Source organism: Streptomyces sp. NPDC057302 (genome assembly GCF_042667685.1).
Classification (GTDB): domain Bacteria; phylum Actinomycetota; class Actinomycetes; order Streptomycetales; family Streptomycetaceae; genus Streptomyces.
Genome location: NZ_JBHUZJ010000060.1, coordinates 20089 through 39274 on the forward strand (window position 1 = coordinate 20089; position 19186 = coordinate 39274).

The following is a 19186-nucleotide window of genomic DNA, read 5'->3' on the forward strand; positions in this document are numbered from 1 at the left end:
CGGATCCGCTCGTGTTGTGGGAGACGCGGCGATTCTCAATTGCGAGGGGGAGTTCGCGTTGTCGCAGACGGCTGCCGCCATGCCGCCGGAGCGCAGTGGTGTTTCTGTGGGGCGTACGCTCGCGGTGCTGCGTGCGCTGCGGCAACTCGGCGACGGCGCCCATCCTCTGGCCTCCGTCGCCCGGCGGGCGGGACTGCCCTCCCCGACCGCCTATCGCTATGTGCAGGCGCTGGTCGGCGAAGGAGCCGTGGAACGGCGAGGGCCGCGCGGCCACTACGCCCTCGCAGAGGCTCCGCATGTCTTCTCCGGCTCCTTCGCAGATTCGTCCGGGCCGCCAACCAGCGCGGGCTCGGCCACAGTTCGTGCCGAGCTGATCACATTACAGTCGCGTACTGGTCAGATCGCGCTGGCATACGTGCCACTCCTGATCGGAAAGCCGATGCGTATCCAGGCGGAACAGGCGCTGGGAGCGCACGCACGGCAGGTTCAGGCCACCCCGCAGGCGTCGCTTCAGGCCTTGTGGCGTGCTCCGCTCGAGGCGGACCCGCCGGGATGGGCGATTCTGGCCTGTCTCGGAGATGTCGCCGCGGCACGGCCTCAGCTCGCCCGTGTACGCACGGACGGCTACGCAGTCGGCCCATCGCCCCTGCTCGGCAGGGATGCCATCGCGGCTGCGGTCTGGCGGGGCTCCACCGTGGCCGGCGCGGTCAGCCTGCTCGCGGCGCACCGCCAGGTATGCAGTCCCTCGGTCCGAAACCGCCTGGTCGGGGCCGTGATGGACACGGCGGCGACCATCAGCAGGCAGTTGACGCGCTCCGGTATGCCCGCATCTACTCTTTGACCCGTACCAACTCATTTTCTCCACAGCGCTTTCAGAAGGGGATCCCCCATGTCCCGATCAGTCCTGATCACCGGAGGCAACCGCGGCATCGGTCTGGCCGCTGCGCGCGCCCTGCAAGCGGCGGGTGATCGAGTAGCAGTCACCTATCGCACCGGTGAACCCCCCGAGGGGCTGTTCGCCATCCGCTGCGACATCACCGACACCGACCAGGTACAGGCCGCTTTCAAGGAGGCGGAGAACGAACACGGCGCGGTGGAAGTACTGGTCTGTTGCGCCGGCATCACCAAGGACCAACTGCTCATGCGCATGAGCGAGGATGACTTCACGTCCGTCCTCGACACCAACCTCACGGGCACGTTTCGCGTCGTCAAGCAGGCGACCAGGGCGATGCTCCGGGCCAAGTACGGGCGCGTCGTCCTGGTCTCCTCGGCGGTGGCCCTGCGCGGCGAGAGCGGCCAGGCCAACTATGCGGCGTCCAAGGCCGGTCTCGTCGGATTCGCGCGATCCATGGCCCGTGAACTCGGCTCCCGCAACATCACCTTCAATGTCGTCGCACCGGGCCTCACCGAGACGAAGATGATCGAAAGTCTCACGGATGAGCAGCGGGAGAGCCTCGTCCGGCAGATACCCCTGGGTCGCCTGGCCCGCCCCGAGGAGATCGCCGCGACCATCGCCTTCCTCACCTCACCTGCCGCCGACTACATCACCGGCGCAGTCATCCCGGTGGATGGCGGCGGAGGCATGGGGCACTGAGCTCGGGACGGGACGGGGCGGGCGCGAAGCCGCGCGGCCAGGTCGTCCACCAGGTCGGCTGCCGGTCGATCCTCACAGCGCGGACGGGGGCGGGGGGCGCCTCACCGATCGAGGTGCCTGAGGCGCCTGATAAGCCACGCTGATGGGGAGCAGGGGCAAGGGCAGTCACAAGCACAGTCTCAGGTGTTCGCGTTCGTTTGCGTTCAACGGCGCGGACAGGCAGAGGAGTTCACTCCGACCGTCATCGCGCGGCAGCCTGATCACCCGGTCCGGTGGGACGTCCGCGATGCGGCCTCCTGCCGGGCCGTCCTGCGGGAGGGTTGCCTCGTGCGTCGCCGGATGGTCACCCTTGTAGCTTTCGCCCTGCTGAGTACCGCCGGGTGCACCTCCGTGGCGCCGGGTGGCGTCCCGGACCGGCTGCCGGTCGGTCGGGAGCTCGTACCGCCGGATGGCGAGGCCCCGACCACCCCTGAGCCCCACACCCCCGCCGTGCAGCCCTCGGCCCGTGACGCGTTGGTCAACAGCGGCGCCCGCACGTCCAAGGGCAGCAAGGCCGGGAAGGCCAGGGAGGCCGGCGGGGGAGCGCCTCGGCACGAGAAGAAGCCCGCCGCCGTTGCTCGCGAGCGTCCGGCGCCGGCTCCTCCACGCACCCCCGCCCGCCGCGCGCCGGCGCCACCCCCGCCACCGGCACGCCGTCCCGCACCGGTGGCGCCGCGACCCGCGTGGCCGCGGCAGACGTACGACGGCAAGGTGGTGTGCCGCATGGCGGAGGGTGTGGCGGACCCGGCCACCGTGGCCTTGTGCCGGGAGCAGTTGGGGTGATGGAGCGGGCGGCCGCCGCCGGACGACGCGTGGTCGTCGCAGGTCGAGCCGTTCTTCCGGGCGAGGCAGGGTCGACGCGGCGCTGCCCCCGGGTCACACTTGGCGCCGTGCCGCACAAGGCCCGCAGGGGGTGTGCTTGGTCCGAAGCCGAGTACCGCGAGGAGGACTACCAATGACCTTGGGTGTGAATGTGAAGTCGAGTGAACTGTCGTACGCCCATGGGGTCAGTACGACTCCACTGCTCGGTGACACCATCGGGCGCAATCTCGACCGGGCGATCGAGGCCTGGCCCGAGCGGGACGCGCTGGTGGACGTGGCGGCCGGGACCCGCTGGACCTACGCCGAGTTCGGTGCGTCCGTCGAGCAGCTGGCGCGGGGGTTCATGGGGGTTGGGGTCGGCAAGGGGGATCGCGTCGGCATCTGGGCCGTGAACTGTGCCGAGTGGGTGCTCGTGCAGTACGCCGCCGCGCGGATCGGCGCCATCATGGTGAACATCAACCCCGCCTATCGCGCACATGAGTTGGAGTACGTGCTGAAGCAGGCCGGGGTGACGGTGCTCGTCGCCTCGCAGTCGCACAAGTCCAGCGACTACCGGGCGCTGGTGGACCAGGTGCGGGGCAACTGCCCCGAGCTGCGGTCCGTCCACTACATCGGGGACGGGTCCTGGGATGCCCTCCTGGATGCGGCGGGGGCGGTGGGGTGTGGTGAACTGCGCGCCCGTGAAGGTGAGTTGAGCTGTGATGACGCCGTCAATATCCAGTACACCTCGGGCACTACCGGCTTCCCCAAAGGGGCGACCCTCTCCCACCACAACATCCTCAACAACGGGTACCGGGTGGGCCGTACGGTCGGCTACACGGAGCGGGATCGCGTGTGTCTGCCCGTGCCCTTCTACCACTGCTTCGGCATGGTGATGGGGAATCTGGGGGCCACGTCCCATGGCGCCTGCATCGTCATCCCCGCGCCCTCCTTCGATCCCGTCGCCACGCTGCACGCGGTGGAGCGCGAGCGCTGTACGTCCCTGTACGGCGTGCCGACGATGTTCATCGCGGAGCTGAACCTCTCCGACTTCGCCACGTACGACCTGAGTTCGCTGCGCACCGGCATCATGGCGGGCTCGCCCTGCCCGGTCGAGGTGATGAAGCGGGTGGTCGCCGAGATGCACATGGAGGAGGTCTCCATCTGCTACGGGATGACGGAGACGTCCCCGGTCTCGACGCAGACCCGCCGCACGGACGACCTGGAGCGGCGGACCGGCACGGTGGGGCGCGTGCTGCCGCACATCGAGGTGAAGGTCGTCGACCCCGTCAGCGGTGTGACGCTGCCGCGGGGCACCTCCGGCGAGCTGCGCACGCGGGGATACAGCGTGATGCTCGGCTACTGGAACGAGGCGGCGCGGACGGCGGAGGTGATCGACGCCGGGCGGTGGATGCACACGGGGGACCTCGCGGTCATGCGGGAGGACGGATACGTCCAGATCGTCGGCCGCATCAAGGACATGATCATCCGGGGTGGCGAGAACATCTACCCGCGCGAGATCGAGGAGTTCCTGTACGGCCACCCGAAGATCGCCGATGTCCAGGTGGTCGGAGCTGCCCACGAGCGGTACGGGGAGGTTCCGCTGGCCTGCGTCATCCTGCGGGACGCCGAGGATCCGCTGACGCTGGAGGAGCTACGGGCCTTCTGCGAGGGGCAGTTGGCGCACTACAAGATCCCGGCCGCGCTGCGCATCCTGGAGAGCTTCCCCATGACGGTGTCGGGGAAGGTGCGGAAGATCGAGCTCAGGGAGCGGTACGGGGTGTAGTACCGCCGATGGCGAGCTCGCGGCGCATGGCCACGCGGGGCCAGCGGTCGAGACCCAGCTCGGCCTCGTGGGCGCGGATCTTCCGCAGCCCCGGGGTGAGTTCGGCCTCGGTGAGCACGCGGAAGCCGATGCGGGCGTAGTACGGGGCGTTCCAGGGGACGTCCGCGAAGGTGGTCAGGGGGGGGCTTCGCGGCCCTCGTCGCGGGCGCGCTCGGCGGCGTGCTCGATCAGGGCCCGGCCGATGCGGTGGCGCGCCGCTCGGGGGTGCACGGAGATCTGCTCGATGTGCTCGGCGGTGTCCACGGGCTCGCTGATGAGGTACGCCATCGGGGCGCCGTCGCTGGCTACCCCTTCGTTGGCCACCCCGTCGGTGGCCACCCAGGCCCGGCCCGCGCTGCGGAACTCTTCCAGGAGTTCGATGCCGGGAGGTTCGTCGTCGGCGACGGCTGCCATGCCGAGGGCGCGGAAGGGTTCGCCCGCGGCGCGCTCGATGTCCTGGAGCGCGGGGAGTTCCGCCTTCGTGGCGGGGCGGATGCGGATGCGGATGCGCATAGGTCGAGTATGCCGAGTGTGCCGGTCCGGGCGTCGGCGGCTGCCTGCCTTCTCGTCCCGGCAGCCGGTCGCCCATCCGGTCAGCCCGCGGACATCAGCTCGTCCGCCGCGTTGTTCACCGGCTGGGGCGTGCCCATGAGGTCGATGACGAACAGGGGGATGGACAGCTTGTCCGCCCGTGCGCGGGCCGTCTCTTCGTATCCCGCGAGGGAGAAGCAGACGCAGCTCACGGACTCGGCCATCGCGCTGAGCCACACGCACTCCACGTCACGGAGCGTCGTCGGCTGCACGGACGGCTCGATCAGCGCGATCATGCCCCGGGCCGCGACCCGCACCCCGGAGGGCGCCCGCTTGACCGCTCCCCGGATGTCCCCGTAGCCGAGCCACCGCAGGTACAGCGACGCCACCGTCACCGCGTCCCGCGCCGTGCGGACCGGCACCGGCTGGAAGGCGGGCCGAGGAGGGGTCGGGGTCGGTCGCGGCCGTGAGGTGCGCGGGGGAGGTTCTGGTGCTGCCGCGGCGTCCGGCGAGGCTGCGGGGGCTGGTGGGGTCGCCGCGGTGGCTGGTGGTGCGCCAGATTCCGGAGCCGCCGACCCAGCTACTGGTTCCGCTGGCGCAGCAGCCGGAGCTGCAGCGTCTGTGGGGCCCCCAGTTCCCGGAGCGGCGGTTTCCGGACCCTGCGATGCAGCTTCCGGATCCGCCGGTGCAGCAGCCGGAGCTGCAGCGGCTGGTGCGGCCCCAGCTTCCGGAGCTGTGGTTTCCGGGCCCCCCGACGAGGCTTCTGGTCCCGCCGACGCACCCTCCGGACCCACCGGCCCAGCAGCCGAAGCCGCCGGTGCAGCCGGAGTGGTGTCCGCCGAAGGCTCCCGTCCGGCCGGGTCCACCGAACGCTCCCGCCCCGCCGACTCCGCCCATCCCGCCGAAGGCGCCTGCACCGCCCGTACCGGAATCCGCAGCAGTGCCCCGCACCCGCACCCCAGCTCAGGCTGTGGCCACTGGTCCCGGCGCCCGCACCTCCGGCACCGCACGGTCACCCACTCCTCCGCCCATGTCCGGTCCGTCACCGGGGTCACCGTCGCGCCTCGTGCCACCGGCGGAACCACCGGGGCGCCGCACACACAGGGGTAGGAGGGAGGGGCGTACACATGTTCGCGCCGGCAGACCGGGCACCGTACCGGGACGCCGCTCTCCGTCATCACCCTCACCCGTCACCGTAACCGTCACCGCTCGCCGGTTCGTGACCTCCATCGTCCACCAAGTGGGCCCGCCACGGCAGGCAGTTGAGCCAAGAACAGTGTGCCCGCCAGGGACAGGGCCCGGCGGCGGCTGCCCGGCAGGGGCAGGCCTGCCATGCGGGCGACGGTGCGCGGGGCCGGCCTGGCCGTGGGGTGCCCGGCCAGGCAGGCGGTGATCAGGGGCAACAGCTCCCTCGGCACGTCCGCGAGGTCCGGGGCCCCGGCTTCGCCCCCGGCGTCGAAGGGGGCGCGCCCCGCCGCCGCGAAGGCGAGCACCGCGCCGAGCGCGAAGACGTCCGCGGGAGGCTTGCGCGCGCCCGGCGCCCGCAGCTCGGGCGCCGTGTACCCCGCCCCGCCGCCACGCCCCTCCCTGTATTCGGCCCGCTCCACGCACCCCGCCGTGCCGAAGCCGACGACGCGGGGGCCGTCGGCCGCCAGGATCACGTTCGAGGGCCGGAGGCCGCCGTGCACCAGGCCCGCCCGGTGGATGTCGTTCAGCGCCCCGGCGAGCGCGTTCGCCAGGGCGCGCAGTTCCGGCGTACCGAGAGGCCCGCCCAGATCCCGTACCCGTACGGCCAGCGTCGGGCCGTGGACGTACTGCGTGGCGAGCCAGGGCGCCGTGCCGTGCGGATCGGCGTCGACGAGCGCGGCGACGCGGCGCCCCCGCACCGCGCCGATCGCGTGGACCTCGCGGGCGAAGCGGGCGCGGAACTCCTGGTCACGGGCGAGGGAGGCCCGCACCACCCGCAGGGCGGCGGCGCGCCCCGTTCCGTCGTGCGCGAGGAAGACCCGCCCGAGACCGCCCTGCCCGAGCAGCGGTCCGGGCGTCCAGCGCCCGTAGCGCGGCGGGGGCGGTCCCGGCCGGGCAGGCGAGGCGTCCGGCGGAGTGTCTGGCGGAGTGTCCGGTGACGTGCCCGGTGAAGTGGCCACGCGCGACCCCCCCCGATGGTGTGGCCCGAATTCCATGCCGAATTCAACGACTGGGACGCGGCCTTCGGGCAGCTCGGTTCCCGGTCCTCTCTTGACGGTCTCCCTCGCCCCGGCCTACATTGCTTCCATATAGCAGAACATCTTTTCCACAATGCGGAAACAGAAGCTCACCGCGGGGCGCGACGGGAGCCGGATCCGCCAGCCGTAAGCGTCAGCCGAATAGCTGATGAAGCTGTCGAAGCTGTTGTCGAAGCAGGAGAACCCCATGGCCCGTATGACCGCTGTCCGCGCGGCAGTTGAGATCCTCAAGCGCGAGGGCGTCACCAACGCGTTCGGTGTGCCCGGCGCGGCGATCAACCCGTTCTACAAGGCGCTCCAGGAGGGCGGTGGCATCGACCACACGCTCGCCCGGCACGTCGAGGGCGCCTCACACATGGCTGAGGGCTACACCCGCGCCAACCCCGGCAACATCGGTGTCTGCATCGGTACGTCGGGGCCCGCGGGCACCGACATGATCACCGGTCTGTACTCCGCGACCGGCGACTCGATCCCGATCCTCTGCATCACGGGTCAGGCGCCCACGCACCTGCTCCACAAGGAGGACTTCCAGGCCGTCGACATCGCGTCGATCGCCACGCCGGTCACGAAGATGGCCGTCACGGTCCTGGAGGCCGCGCAGGTCCCCGGCGTCTTCCAGCAGGCGTTCCACCTGATGCGCTCGGGCCGTCCCGGCCCGGTCCTCATCGACCTGCCGATCGACGTCCAGCAGACCGAGATCGAGTTCGACATCGACACGTACGAGCCGCTGCCGGTCTACAAGCCGGCCGCGACCCGCGCGCAGATCGAGAAGGCGATCACGTACCTGGTCGAGTCCGAGCGTCCGCTGATCGTCGCCGGTGGCGGCATCATCAACGCCGACGCCTCCGACCTCCTGGTCGAGTTCGCCGAGATCACCAACACCCCGGTCGTGCCGACCCTGATGGGCTGGGGCACCATCCCCGACGACCACGACCTGAACGCGGGCATGGTCGGCCAGCAGACCGGCCACCGCTACGGCAACGCCACGTTCCTGGAGTCGGACTTCGTCCTGGGCATCGGCAACCGCTGGGCCAACCGTCACACCGGCTACAAGCTGGACGTGTACACCCAGGGCCGCAAGTTCGTGCACGTCGACATCGAGCCGACCCAGATCGGCAAGATCTTCGCGCCGGACTACGGGATCGCCTCCGACGCCAAGGTCGCCCTCGAGCTCTTCGTCGAGGTGGCCAAGGAGCTCAAGGCCGCCGGCAAGCTCCCCGACCGCGCCGCGTGGGTCGCCTCCCACTTGGAGCGCAAGGAAACCCTGCAGCGCCGCACGCACTTCGACAACATCCCCATGAAGCCGCAGCGCGTGTACGAGGAGATGAACAAGGCCTTCGGCCCCGACACCCGGTACGTCACCACGATCGGCCTCTCGCAGATCGCGGGCGCCCAGATGCTGCACGTCTACAAGCCGCGGCACTGGATCAACTGCGGCCAGGCGGGCCCGCTCGGCTGGACGATCCCGGCCGCGCTCGGCGTCGCCACGGCGGACCGCGACACCCCGGTCGTCGCCCTGTCCGGCGACTACGACTTCCAGTTCATGATCGAGGAGCTGGCGGTCGGCGCGCAGCACCGCATCCCGTACGTCCACGTCCTGGTGAACAACGCCTACCTGGGCCTGATCCGCCAGGCCCAGATCGGCCTGGACATCAACTTCCAGGTCAACCTGGAGTTTGAGAACCAGAACAGCCCCGAGCTCGGCGTCTACGGCGTCGACCACGTCAAGGTCGCCGAGGGCCTGGGCTGCAAGGCCATCCGCGTCACCGACCCGAACGAGCTCGGCGCGGCCTTCGAGCAGGCCAAGAAGCTCGCCCAGGAGCACCAGGTCCCGGTCGTCGTCGAGGCCATCCTGGAGCGCATCACCAACATCTCCATGAGCCCCACGGCCGACATCAGCGCGGTCAAGGAGTTCGAGGAGATCGCCACGGAGCCGGGCCACGCGCCCACGGCGATCCGCCCGTTGAAGGTCTGACGGCAGCGCCACAAGGCCCACTGAGGGGCGGTCCACCCGAGCGGGGTGGACCGCCCCTTTAGTGTGTGCGCATGGACTCGCCGGAGGGCTCACGCCGGTCCTGTGGCTGAGGGAACTGGCCGCCGAGGGGCGCGTGCCACCCCTGGAGCGGATGGTTGCGACCTGGCTGCGGGGGAGCGGGTGCGTCGTGGCTTGTCGCGCAGTTCCCACACACCCCTGAGGGGCGAGAGCGCCCCGTCAGGGGCGCGGGGAACTGCGCGCTCAGCCCCCACACGCTCGCAGAAGAAGGCGGACCAGAAGGGGCCCGCCCAAGCCAAGCCGCCCAAGCCAAGCGCACGCAAAAGAGCGGCGAGTACGGGACCGTCCGTACTCGCCGCTCTGGCTGAGGAGTTGTAGCCGTCCGACCGCGCGCGACTGGCGGAACATGCATACGCGCTGCCGGACGGAGTCTTATGGGTCCAAGGCCCAGGGGCCCGAGAACGGCTGGGACCGCGGCGGCTGCGAATGGACCGGCGGCGGTCCCCTCCCTCAGGTCGAGAAGGGAGCCGCCTGACCTTTACCACCGCACTGGCTCGCAGAGCCGCCGCGATCCTCGTCCGGCCCGAACACCACGGGACCACCCCTCATCCGGGTCCGTGATGGTGCGGGCACAGCACCGGTGAGCTGACCTCCCGTCAAATCACCGGTGCAGCTGGGGAGTTCTAGTCCTCGCGCAGGGCGCGGACAGCCTCCTCCACGCGCTTGCCGTACTCGGCGTCGGCGGCGTGGAAGTGGGCCAGGTTCTTCTCGATGACGTCGTCACGGGTGACCTGCGAGAGGCCTCCGGCGATGTTCGCCACCAGGCGCGCCTGCTCCTCGGCCGACATCAGGCGGTAGAGCTCACCCGCCTGGAAGAAGTGGTCGTCCTTGGTGTGCAGCGGCGCCTCGTGCGTGCCCGTGTGACCGTTCACGGCCAGCGGGGCGGAGAGCGGCTGACCGGTCTCGACCGGGCCGTCGTACGAGTTGGGCTCGTAGTTCTTGCGGTCGCGGCCGTACGCGTTGGACGCCATCAGGCCGTCACGGCCGTAGTTGTCCGCGACGGTCGCCTTCGGGGCGTTCACCGCGAGCAGGGTGTGGTTGACGCCCAGGCGGTAGCGGTGCGCGTCCGCGTAGGCGAACAGGCGGCCCTGGAGCATCTTGTCGGGGGAGGGGCCGATGCCCGGAACGAAGTTGTTCGGGGAGAAGGCGGCCTGCTCGACCTCGGCGAAGACGTTGTCGGGGTTGCGGTCAAGGACCAGACGGCCCACGCGCTGCAGCGGGTAGTCGCTGTGCGGCCACACCTTCGTCAGGTCGAAGGGGTTGAAGCGGTAGTCCGCCGCGTCCGCCGCCGGCATGATCTGCACGTGCAGCGTCCAGGACGGGTTCACGCCGCGCTCGATGGCCTGGAGAAGGTCCGTCTGGTGCGAGTTGGCGTCCTTGCCCGCGAGCTCGGCGCCCTGCTCGGCGGAGAGGCTGCGTACGCCCTGGTTCGTCTTGAAGTGGTACTTCACGAAGAAGGCCTCGCCCGCCTCGTTCGTCCACTGGTAGGTGTGCGAGCCGTAGCCGTTCATGTGGCGGTACGACGCGGGGATGCCGCGGTCGCCCATCAGCCACGTCACCTGGTGCGTCGCCTCGGGGGCGTGCGCCCAGAAGTCCCAGACGTTGTCCGGCTCCTGCTTGCCCGTGAAGGGGTCGCGCTTCTGGGAGTGGATGAAGTCGGGGAACTTGATCGGGTCCTTGATGAAGAACACCGGGGTGTTGTTGCCGACGAGGTCGTAGTTCCCCTCCTCGGTGTAGAACTTCAGCGCGAAGCCGCGCGGGTCACGGACCGCGTCCGCGCCACCGAGGCTGTCGGCCACCGTGGAGAAGCGCAGGAACGTCTCGGTGCGCTTGCCGACGGTGTTCAGGAAGTCGGCCGAGGTGAAGCCGGTGACGTCGTCGGTCACCTCGAAGTAGCCGTAGGCACCGGAACCACGGGCGTGCACGACACGCTCCGGGATGCGCTCGCGGTTGAAGCGGGCGAGCTTCTCGAGGAGGTGCTGGTCCTGGAGGAGAAGGGGACCACCGACGCCGGCGGTGGCTGAGTTCTGGTTGTCGGCGACGGGGGCGCCGGACTCGGTCGTGAGCACACGCTTCGACATGGTGGCGGGGTTGACCTTCCGTACGGACTACTGAAACTGCTGAAGTGACGTGAGCGTAAGTACGCCTGAACAGCTACGTCAACAGTTTGTTGAAGTTTTGGGTGGGGCGTGATGCGGCTTGCGGGTGAGGCTTGGGTTCCGGACCGCGGCGACGCCTGGGCGCGACAGGACAGGTGTCAGCGCCGCCGCGGCCCGGAAGTTGAGGGAGCTCTCGAAGCCTCTGAGGGCTTCTGGGGGCTCGGGTTTAGAGCTCGGCGCCCGAGAGGCGCTCGACGCCGCGCAGCAGCGCGGAGTGGTCGAGGCCGCCGTCACCCTGCGTGCGCAGCGAGGCGACGAGCTGGGCCACCACGGCGCCGACCGGGAGCGAGGCACCGACATTGCGGGCGGCGTCGGTGACGATGCCCATGTCCTTGTGGTGCAGGTCGATCCGGAAGCCGGGCTTGAAGTCGCGCTTGAGGAAGTTGTCCTTCTTGCGGGTCAGGACGGTCGAGCCCGCAAGCCCCCCGTTCAGGACGTCGAGGGCGGCGGTCAGGTCCACCCCGGACTTCTCCAGGAAGACGACGGCCTCGGCGCACGCCTGGATGTTCACGGCGACGATGAGCTGGTTGGCGGCCTTCACGGTCTGACCGGAGCCGTGCGGACCGCACAGCACGATGGTCTTGCCGAGGGCGTCCAGGAGCGGCTTGGCCTCGTCGAAGTCGGCCTTCTCGCCGCCGACCATGATGGAGAGCACGGCCTCGATGGCACCGGCCTCGCCACCCGACACGGGGGCGTCCAGGACGCGGATGCCCTTGTCCTTGGCGGCCTTGGCCAGGTCCACGGAGGTCTGCGGGGTGATCGACGACATGTCGACGATCAGCGCGCCCGACTTCGCGTTCTCCAGGATGCCGTTCTCGCCGTACGCGATGGCCTCGACCTGCGGGGACGCGGGCACCATCGTGACGATGACGTCGGCGTCCTTGACGGCCTCGGCGATCGACTTCGCGACGGAGCCGCCGGCCGCGGCGAGGCGGTCCAGCTTGTCCTGCTCGAGGGTGAAGCCGGTGACGGAGTAACCAGCCTTGATCAGGTTCTCGGACATGGGGGAGCCCATGATGCCGAGTCCGATCCACGCGATCTTGGGAAGGTTGCTCATGGTGGAGCCTTTCTAGCTACGGGGTAACGGGTGGGCGGGCGGGAAGATCCGCCGCGAAGCGGTGGCCTAGGCGGAGGGCAGCCAGCCGAAGGCCTCGGCGCTGGGCCGGTCCCCGGCCTTGTACTCCAGCCCGACGTACCCCTCGTAACCCGCCTTGCGGAGCTGATCAAGCAGCTCCTCCAGCGGAAGCGACCCCGTGCCCGGGGCCCCACGGCCAGGGTTGTCGGCGATCTGCACGTGCGCGGTCTGGGCGACGTACCGATCGATGACGGCCGGCAGGTCCTCGCCGTTCATGGACAGGTGGTACAGGTCCATGAGGAACTTCGCGTTGCCGAGCCCGGTGGCCGAGTTCACCTTGTCCACCACGGCGATCGCCGCGTCCGCGCTGACGATCGGGCAGCGCGGCGACTCCGGCTTGTTCAGGGCCTCGATCAGCAGCACCGCACCCACGCGGTCCGCCTCGCGGGCCGCGAGCGCCAGGTTCTCCAGGGCGAGTTCGTCCTGGACCGCGGGCTCAACGCCCTCCACCCGGTTGCCGTACAGCGCGTTGAGCGCCTTGCAGCCGAGGGACTTGGCGAAGTCCGCCGCCACCGGGAGGTTCGCGCGGAACTTCTCGCTCTCCTCACCCGGAATGGACAGCGCGCCGCGGTCCGGTCCGGGCAGCTGCCCGGCATAGAAGTTCAGGCCCACCAGCTCTACGCCGGCGTCCGTGATCGCGGCCCGAAGGGCGTCGAGCTCGGACTGCTCGGGGGTGGGGGCGTCGACCCAGGGCCACCACAGCTCGACCGCCGTGAAGCCCGCCGCGGCGGCAGCCGCGGGGCGCTCCAGGAGCGGGAGTTCCGTGAAGAGGATCGACAGGTTCACATTGAAGCGCTGGTCGGAGTATCCCATGGGGCTTCCGCGCTCCTTCCGTATAGCGGAAGTTAATTTCTGTCTGATGGAAGATTGCCGTCGAGGCTCCGCGCTTGTCAAGAGGGGGCTGCCGGAAAATCACCACGCGGCAGTAGGTTGTGCGCGTGCGATTGAGAGTGGAGTTCACGACCGAACCCTTCGACCTTGACGAGGCGCCCGCCCATGCGGTGGTGGCCCGTGACGTCATCCAGGGGGCCGAGCTCGACGCCGTGGACGTCGGCCCCTTCGGCAACACCGCGGAGGGCGGCGCCGACGAGGTCCTCACGGCCGTCGACGCGCTGCTGCGCAAGGCCCTGGAGGCGGGCGCGACGCGCGTCTCCCTCCAGGTGAACGTGCTCGGAGAGTCGGGGGAGGCCATCGAATGACCGGTCCCAGAGACGATCGCGACCCCTTCGTGGCCGCCGTCAAGCCGCTCGTGGACGCCATGGGCGGCGAGATGGTGCCCCCCGACCAGGCGGGCACCGACGACGTCGTCCTGGCCTGGGAGGGCGAGGATGTGGTCGCCGTACGCCTGCCGCAGCTCGCGGACTCCCTGGATCACATCCTGCTCGCCCTGGAGCGCAAGCGTGGGATGCCCCTGTCGGACCTCGACCGCAAGGCCAAGCAGGAGGTCGTACGGATACTCGAGGCGCGAGGCGCCTTCGCCGTGCGGCACGGGGTGGAGACGGTCGCCGGCGCGCTCGGCGTCTCGCGCTTCACTGTCTACAACTATCTCAACCGCTCCACCTGACGTCCCGGGTCGTCCCAGAACGTCCCAGGTCAGAGCACTCCCCAAGGCCGCCGTCCGTTAACCGGACGGCGGCCTTTGTTACCCGAAGTTTTCAACAAAGTGTTGACGTGGTGTTTCGGCTGGCGTTAGCTATCCGCAGCCCGTCCAGCACAAGGCCTTATGGCCACGGAGGCACCCGTGACTTCGAGCTCGACGCCGGGCCCAGCCCGGTTCAACGCCTTGACGGAGAGTGCGGCCACCGCCGCCCTCCACGAGGCATGCGCCTCATCGGCCTGGGGAAGCAAACTGCTCTCCCAGCGCCCTTTCCCCACCGTCGAAGCCCTCTTCGCCGCCAGTGACGCCGCCATGGCCGAGCTGACCGCCGAGGATCTGGCCGAGGCGATGGCGGGGCACCCGCCGATCGGCCGCCCGAAGCCCGGGGACCCCACCTCGTCACGCGAACAGCGCGGCATGGCGGGAGCCTCAGAGGAGCTCAAGGCCGAGATGCTCGAACTGAACCTGGCCTACCAGGAGAAGTTCGGCCATGTCTTTCTGATCTGCGCCACCGGCGCGACCGGTGAGCAGATGCGCGACGCGATGAAGGCACGGATCGGCAACACCGCCGAAGCGGAGCGCGAGATCGTGCGCACCGAACTCGGGAAGATCAACCGAATCCGGCTGACCCGTCTCGTGGAGACAGAAGAAGAGGACAAGCACTGATGAGCACTGACACCACCGCCTCGGTGTCCACGCACATCCTGGACACCAGCGTCGGGCGCCCCGCCGAGGGCGTCGCCATCTCGCTCACGGCCCGCAGCGGCCGTGACGCCGAGTGGGTGGCGCTCGGTGGCTCCGCGACCGACGCGGACGGGCGCTGCAAGGACCTCCCGGCCCTGCCGGAGGGCACGACCCACGTACGACTCGACTTCGAGGTCGAGGAGTACTTCTCCACAAACCAGCAGAGTGACACGAAGAAGCAAGCCGAGGCGCAGCAGGACGCCCCCCGCGTAAGGGACAGCGGTGCGTTCTTCCCGGAGGTGGCGATCACTTTCGCCGTCAACCCGGGCGAGCACTATCACGTACCGCTGCTGCTCAACCCGTTCGGCTACTCCGTTTACCGAGGGAGCTAGCAGACATGCCCACGATTCTCGGCCAGAACCAGTACGGCAAAGCAGAGAACCGCGTCGTCAAGATCACGCGGGACGGCGACACCCACCACATCAAGGACCTGAACGTCTCGGTCGCGCTCTCCGGCGACATGGAGGACGTCCACTACTCCGGCTCGAACGCCAACGTCCTGCCGACGGACACCACCAAGAACACGGTGTACGCGTTCGCCAAGGAGTACGGCATCGAGTCCGCCGAGCAGTTCGGCATCCACCTGGCCCGCCACTTCGTGACGTCCCAGGAGCCGATCAAGGTCGCGCGGATCCGTATCCAGGAGTACACCTGGGAGCGCATCGCGACCTCGGACAACAACTCCAGGTTCATCGGCTCGGACGAGGTCAACCACTCCTTCGCCCGCAAGGGCCAGGAGCTGCGCACCACGCAGATCACCTTCGACGGTGAGAACTGGGAGATCATCTCCGGGCTCAAGGACCTCACGGTCATGAACTCCACCAACTCGGAGTTCTGGGGCTACGTCAAGGACAAGTACACGACGCTGAAGGAGGCGTACGACCGCATCCTGTGCACCGACGTCTCCGCCGCCTGGCGTTACAACTGGACCAGCGACGCGGACCGGATGCCCAACTGGGAGAAGTCGTACGACCAGGCCAAGAAGCACATCCTGCAGGCCTTCGCCGAGACGTACTCCCTCTCGCTGCAGCAGACCCTCTACCAAATGGGTTCGCGCGTCATCAACAGCCGGAGCGAGATCGACGAGATCCGCTTCTCGCTGCCGAACAACCACCACTTCCTGGTGGACCTCGAGCCCTTCGGTCTCAAGAACGACAACGAGGTCTACTTCGCGGCGGACCGTCCCTACGGCCTCATCGAGGCCACGGTTCTCAGGGACGGGGTCCAGCCGAAGATCCCGGTCGACATGACCAACCTCTGATACGGGACGCGCGCCCCCGACCGTCCGCAGCGGACGGGGGCGCGCCACACCGGAGGGAACAGCAGCAATGGCACAGCCTGCATCGGGGCCGGCGAAAGGCCCGTGTTCCACCCCATCGGACATAGCCGACGGCGAGTCGACTCCCGGCGAGTCAACTGCCGCCTGTCACCCGGTGGATGAGAAGCTTCACCCCTCGCGGCTCGTCCCCGCCGCGCTCCAGCACATCGCCGCCATGTACGCGGGTGTCGTCACTCCGCCGCTGATCATCGGCCAGGCCGTCGGCCTGGACACGGTCGCGCAGACCCGCCTCATCGCCGCGAGCCTGCTGATCGCCGGACTTGCCACGATCCTCCAGACGCTCGGCGTCAAGGGCTTCGTCGGCAACCGGCTCCCCTTCGTGAACGCGGCCTCGTCCGCGGGCATCGCACCCATCCTCGCCATCGCCGAGAACAGCGCCAAAGGTCATCAACTCCCGGCCATCTACGGCGCGGTGATGGTCGCGGGCGTCTTCTGCCTCGCGGTCGGACCGTTCTTCGGACGGCTCCTGCGCTTCTTCCCGCCGCTCGTCACGGGCGTCGTCATCACCCTCATCGGTGTGACGCTGATGCCCGTGCCCGTCACCTGGGCGCAGGGCGGCGACAAGACCGCCGCCGACTTCGGCGCCATGAAGTACCTCGCGCTGGCCGCCTTCACGCTCGTCGTGATCCTCTTCTTCCAGCGGTTCGGACGCGGCTTCCTCAAGCAAGTCGCCCTGCTCCTGGGCATGTTGGTCGGTACGCTCGCCGCGATCCCGTTCGGCATGGCCGACTTCAGCGCCATCAAGTCGGCGCCGGTGGCCGCGCTGCCGACGCCGTTCGCCTTCGGCGCACCGGAGTTCCAGCCCGCCGCGATCCTCTCGCTCTGCATCGTGATGCTGGTCCTGATGACCGAGTCGTCGGCCGGCATGCTCGCCCTCGGCGAGATCTGCGACCGCAAGAGCGACGGAAGGACCATCACCCGCGGCCTGCGCACCGACGGCATCGCCACCCTGGTCGGACCGGTCTTCGGTGGCTTCCCCACCTCGGCCTTCGCACAGAACGTCGGCGTCGTCTCCCTGACACGTGTACGCAGCCGCTATGTCGTGGCCGTCGCGGGCGGCGCCCTCATCATCCTGGGCGCCTTCCCGATGCTCGGCGCGGTCGTCAGCCTCGTACCGATGCCGGTCCTCGGCGGCGCGGGCATCGTCCTCTTCGGCTCCATCGCGGTGAGCGGCATCCGCACGCTCTCCGAGGCGGGCCTCGACGACAGCTCCAACATCATCCTGGTGGCCGTGGCGCTCGGAGCGGGCATCATCCCGCTCGCCGCGCCCACCTTCTACGCACAATTCCCGGCCTGGGCGCAGACCGTCCTCGGCTCCGGAATCAGTGCGGGAGCGCTGACCGCGGTCCTGCTCAACCTGTTCTTCAACCATCTCGGCACCCGCAGCCCCGCGGCCGCGGCACTCAAATCTTCCTAGGGTCATGCCGTGCCCACATCGCCACAACGCAGAGAAGGAAGAAGCACCATGGCAGCACCGGCAGACCGGCAGCGCATCGTCATCGAGAACTGTGCCATCGCGACCGTCGACGCGAACGACACCGAGTACGCATCGGGATACGTCGTCGTCGCGGGCAACAAGATCGAGTCCATCGGCGCGGGTAAGGCCCCCGAGGGCCTTGCGAACGTCGTACGCCGCGTGGACGGGACCGGTCACCTGGTGACCCCCGGCCTGGTCAACACGCACCACCACTTCTACCAGTGGATCACCCGTGGCCTGGCCACCGACCACAACCTCTTCAACTGGCTCGTCGCGCTCTACCCGACCTGGGCGCGCATCGACGAGCAGATGGTGACGGCGGCGGCCCAGGGTTCCCTCGGCATGATGGCCCGCGGCGGTGTCACCACCGCGATGGACCACCACTACGTCTTCCCGAAGAACTCCGGTGACCTCTCCAGCGCCATCATCGGCGCGGCGAGCGACATGGGTGTCCGCTTCACCCTGGCCCGCGGATCCATGGACCGCAGCGTCAAGGACGGCGGCCTGCCGCCGGACTTCGCCGTCGAGACCCTGGAGGGAGCGCTCGCCGCGACCGCCGCCACGGTCGACAAGCACCACGACGCCTCCTTCGACGCGATGACCCAGGTCGCCGTCGCCCCCTGCTCCCCCTTCTCGGTCTCCACCGAACTCATGAAGCAGGGCGCCGAGTTGGCGCGTGCCAAGGGTGTACGACTGCACACCCACGGCAGCGAGACCGTCGAGGAGGAGAAGTTCTGCAAGGAACTCTTCGGCATGGGCCCCACCGACTACTTCGAGTCGACCGGCTGGCTCGGTGACGACGTGTGGATGGCGCACTGCGTCCACATGAATGACTCCGACATCGCCGCATTCGCCCGTACGGGTACGGGAGTTGCGCACTGCCCCTCCTCCAACGCGCGTCTGGCCGCGGGCATCGCCCGCGTCCCCGACATGCTCAAGGCGGGCGTTCCGGTCGGCCTCGGTGTCGACGGCACCGCGTCCAACGAGTCGGGCGAGCTGCACACCGAGCTGCGCAACGCACTCCTCATCAACCGCCTCGGCGCCCACCGCGAGGCCGCCCTGAACGCACGTCAGGCACTGCGTCTCGGCACCTTCGGCGGCGCCCAGGTCCTGGGCCGCTCCACGCAGATCGGGTCGCTCGAGCCGGGCAAGCTCGCCGACCTGGTCCTCTGGAAGATCGACGGCATCGGGCACTCCTCGATCGCCGACCCGGTGACCGCCATCGTCTTCGGTGCGGCGGCCCCGGTCACGCTCTCCCTCGTCAACGGCCGGCCGATCGTCGAGGACGGCCGCCTGCTGCACGTCGACGAGGACGCCATCGCCCGCTCGGCGCGGGACGAGGCGCAGCGCCTCGCGCGGATCGCCGCGCAGGCCTGACCCCAAGAACTCCGGTCAGGGGGGACGGCCCCTGACCGGACTTGAGCAGCCGAGCGGGTTGCTCAAGTGCCGCCCCGGAACGTGGCCCAAAGCTTCGCGTTCCCGGGGCGGTCAGTACTACCTGGGCGCACACCACCACAACTTCATACCGAGCAAGTCCTTGCACCACGCACCACCTCCCAGAAGCGAAAAGTGCCGGCAATGCCGCCCGTACTGGAAAACAACCGGAGGAGCCACAGTGGCCACTCAGCCCAGGTTCACCAAGCAAGGCACGACCCCAGGCACCACCC

At 69.3% G+C, this 19186-nt stretch carries 17 protein-coding genes and 1 pseudogene; 12 read left to right on the plus strand and 6 right to left on the minus strand.

The annotated features are described in order from the left end of the window. Positions 1-16: 16 nt before the first annotated feature. The 4 genes from ACFUPX_RS31585 (at position 17) to ACFUPX_RS31600 (ending at position 4220) form a co-directional block, all read left to right on the plus strand. The gene (locus ACFUPX_RS31585; RefSeq protein ID WP_383330357.1) at positions 17-841 is read left to right on the plus strand and encodes a helix-turn-helix domain-containing protein; all 825 of its coding nucleotides are present in this window, start codon (positions 17-19) and stop codon (positions 839-841) included. 48 nt (positions 842-889) lie between these two features. Then, a complete protein-coding gene (gene fabG / locus ACFUPX_RS31590; protein ID WP_383330360.1) occupies positions 890-1594 on the plus strand; it encodes a 3-oxoacyl-ACP reductase FabG in 705 nt (234 codons plus the stop codon). A gap of 339 nt (positions 1595-1933) precedes the next feature. Next, on the plus strand, positions 1934-2416 hold the full coding sequence (locus ACFUPX_RS31595) for a hypothetical protein (RefSeq protein WP_383330363.1): 483 nt from the start codon (positions 1934-1936) through the stop codon (positions 2414-2416). A gap of 172 nt (positions 2417-2588) precedes the next feature. Beyond that, positions 2589-4220 (plus strand): AMP-binding protein, encoded by a 1632-nt coding sequence (locus tag ACFUPX_RS31600; protein WP_383330366.1) that lies wholly within the window; start codon positions 2589-2591, stop codon positions 4218-4220. Here ACFUPX_RS31600 and ACFUPX_RS31605 read toward each other — a convergent pair. The 3 genes and pseudogenes from ACFUPX_RS31605 to ACFUPX_RS31615 all read right to left on the minus strand — a co-directional run bounded on the left by ACFUPX_RS31605 (position 4198) and on the right by ACFUPX_RS31615 (position 6937). After that, a pseudogene (locus tag ACFUPX_RS31605) lies at positions 4198-4760 on the minus strand (GNAT family N-acetyltransferase). The gene ACFUPX_RS31600 and the pseudogene ACFUPX_RS31605 overlap by 23 nt on opposite strands. A 92-nt stretch (positions 4761-4852) precedes the next feature. Then, entirely contained in the window at positions 4853-5212 is a 360-nt protein-coding gene (locus tag ACFUPX_RS31610) for a hypothetical protein (RefSeq protein WP_383330369.1), read from the minus strand. Between the two features lie 780 nt (positions 5213-5992). Then, positions 5993-6937, minus strand: a complete 945-nt coding sequence (locus tag ACFUPX_RS31615) for a protein kinase (protein WP_383330372.1) — start codon at positions 6935-6937, stop codon at positions 5993-5995. A gap of 265 nt (positions 6938-7202) precedes the next feature. Between ACFUPX_RS31615 and gcl the strand changes: the two genes are divergently transcribed. Beyond that, positions 7203-8990 carry a glyoxylate carboligase gene (gene gcl / locus ACFUPX_RS31620; protein ID WP_383330375.1) on the plus strand — a complete coding sequence of 596 codons (1788 nt, stop codon included), beginning with the start codon at positions 7203-7205 and terminating at the stop codon, positions 8988-8990. 701 nt (positions 8991-9691) lie between these two features. Here gcl and ACFUPX_RS31625 read toward each other — a convergent pair. From ACFUPX_RS31625 to ACFUPX_RS31635, 3 genes are all read right to left on the minus strand, one after another. Then, positions 9692-11149: a catalase gene (locus tag ACFUPX_RS31625; RefSeq protein ID WP_383330378.1), complete on the minus strand. Its 1458-nt coding sequence runs from the start codon at positions 11147-11149 to the stop codon at positions 9692-9694. Positions 11150-11393: 244 nt separating this feature from the next. Beyond that, positions 11394-12284 carry a 2-hydroxy-3-oxopropionate reductase gene (locus tag ACFUPX_RS31630; protein WP_383330381.1) on the minus strand — a complete coding sequence of 297 codons (891 nt, stop codon included), beginning with the start codon at positions 12282-12284 and terminating at the stop codon, positions 11394-11396. Between the two features lie 66 nt (positions 12285-12350). Then, entirely contained in the window at positions 12351-13175 is an 825-nt protein-coding gene (locus tag ACFUPX_RS31635) for a TIM barrel protein (protein WP_383330384.1), read from the minus strand. A 125-nt stretch (positions 13176-13300) separates the two neighbouring features. Here ACFUPX_RS31635 and ACFUPX_RS31640 point away from each other — a divergent pair, with 125 nt between their 5' ends. The 7 genes from ACFUPX_RS31640 (at position 13301) to ACFUPX_RS31670 (ending at position 18896) form a co-directional block, all read left to right on the plus strand. Further along, the gene (locus ACFUPX_RS31640; RefSeq protein ID WP_249586930.1) at positions 13301-13561 is read left to right on the plus strand and encodes a hypothetical protein; all 261 of its coding nucleotides are present in this window, start codon (positions 13301-13303) and stop codon (positions 13559-13561) included. Further along, the gene (locus ACFUPX_RS31645; RefSeq protein ID WP_383330388.1) at positions 13558-13926 is read left to right on the plus strand and encodes a helix-turn-helix domain-containing protein; all 369 of its coding nucleotides are present in this window, start codon (positions 13558-13560) and stop codon (positions 13924-13926) included. The genes ACFUPX_RS31640 and ACFUPX_RS31645 overlap by 4 nt, the downstream gene beginning before the upstream one ends. Positions 13927-14103: 177 nt before the next feature. Further along, the gene (gene uraD / locus ACFUPX_RS31650; RefSeq protein ID WP_383330391.1) at positions 14104-14625 is read left to right on the plus strand and encodes a 2-oxo-4-hydroxy-4-carboxy-5-ureidoimidazoline decarboxylase; all 522 of its coding nucleotides are present in this window, start codon (positions 14104-14106) and stop codon (positions 14623-14625) included. Then, entirely contained in the window at positions 14625-15035 is a 411-nt protein-coding gene (uraH, locus tag ACFUPX_RS31655) for a hydroxyisourate hydrolase (RefSeq protein WP_383330394.1), read from the plus strand. Before uraD ends, uraH begins: the two co-directional genes overlap by 1 nt. 5 nt (positions 15036-15040) lie before the next feature. Then, a complete protein-coding gene (pucL, locus tag ACFUPX_RS31660; protein WP_383272521.1) occupies positions 15041-15964 on the plus strand; it encodes a factor-independent urate hydroxylase in 924 nt (307 codons plus the stop codon). A gap of 67 nt (positions 15965-16031) precedes the next feature. Further along, the gene (locus ACFUPX_RS31665; RefSeq protein WP_383330397.1) at positions 16032-17459 is read left to right on the plus strand and encodes a nucleobase:cation symporter-2 family protein; all 1428 of its coding nucleotides are present in this window, start codon (positions 16032-16034) and stop codon (positions 17457-17459) included. A gap of 48 nt (positions 17460-17507) precedes the next feature. Next, the gene (locus tag ACFUPX_RS31670; protein WP_383330400.1) at positions 17508-18896 is read left to right on the plus strand and encodes an 8-oxoguanine deaminase; all 1389 of its coding nucleotides are present in this window, start codon (positions 17508-17510) and stop codon (positions 18894-18896) included. Positions 18897-19186 lie beyond the last annotated feature (290 nt).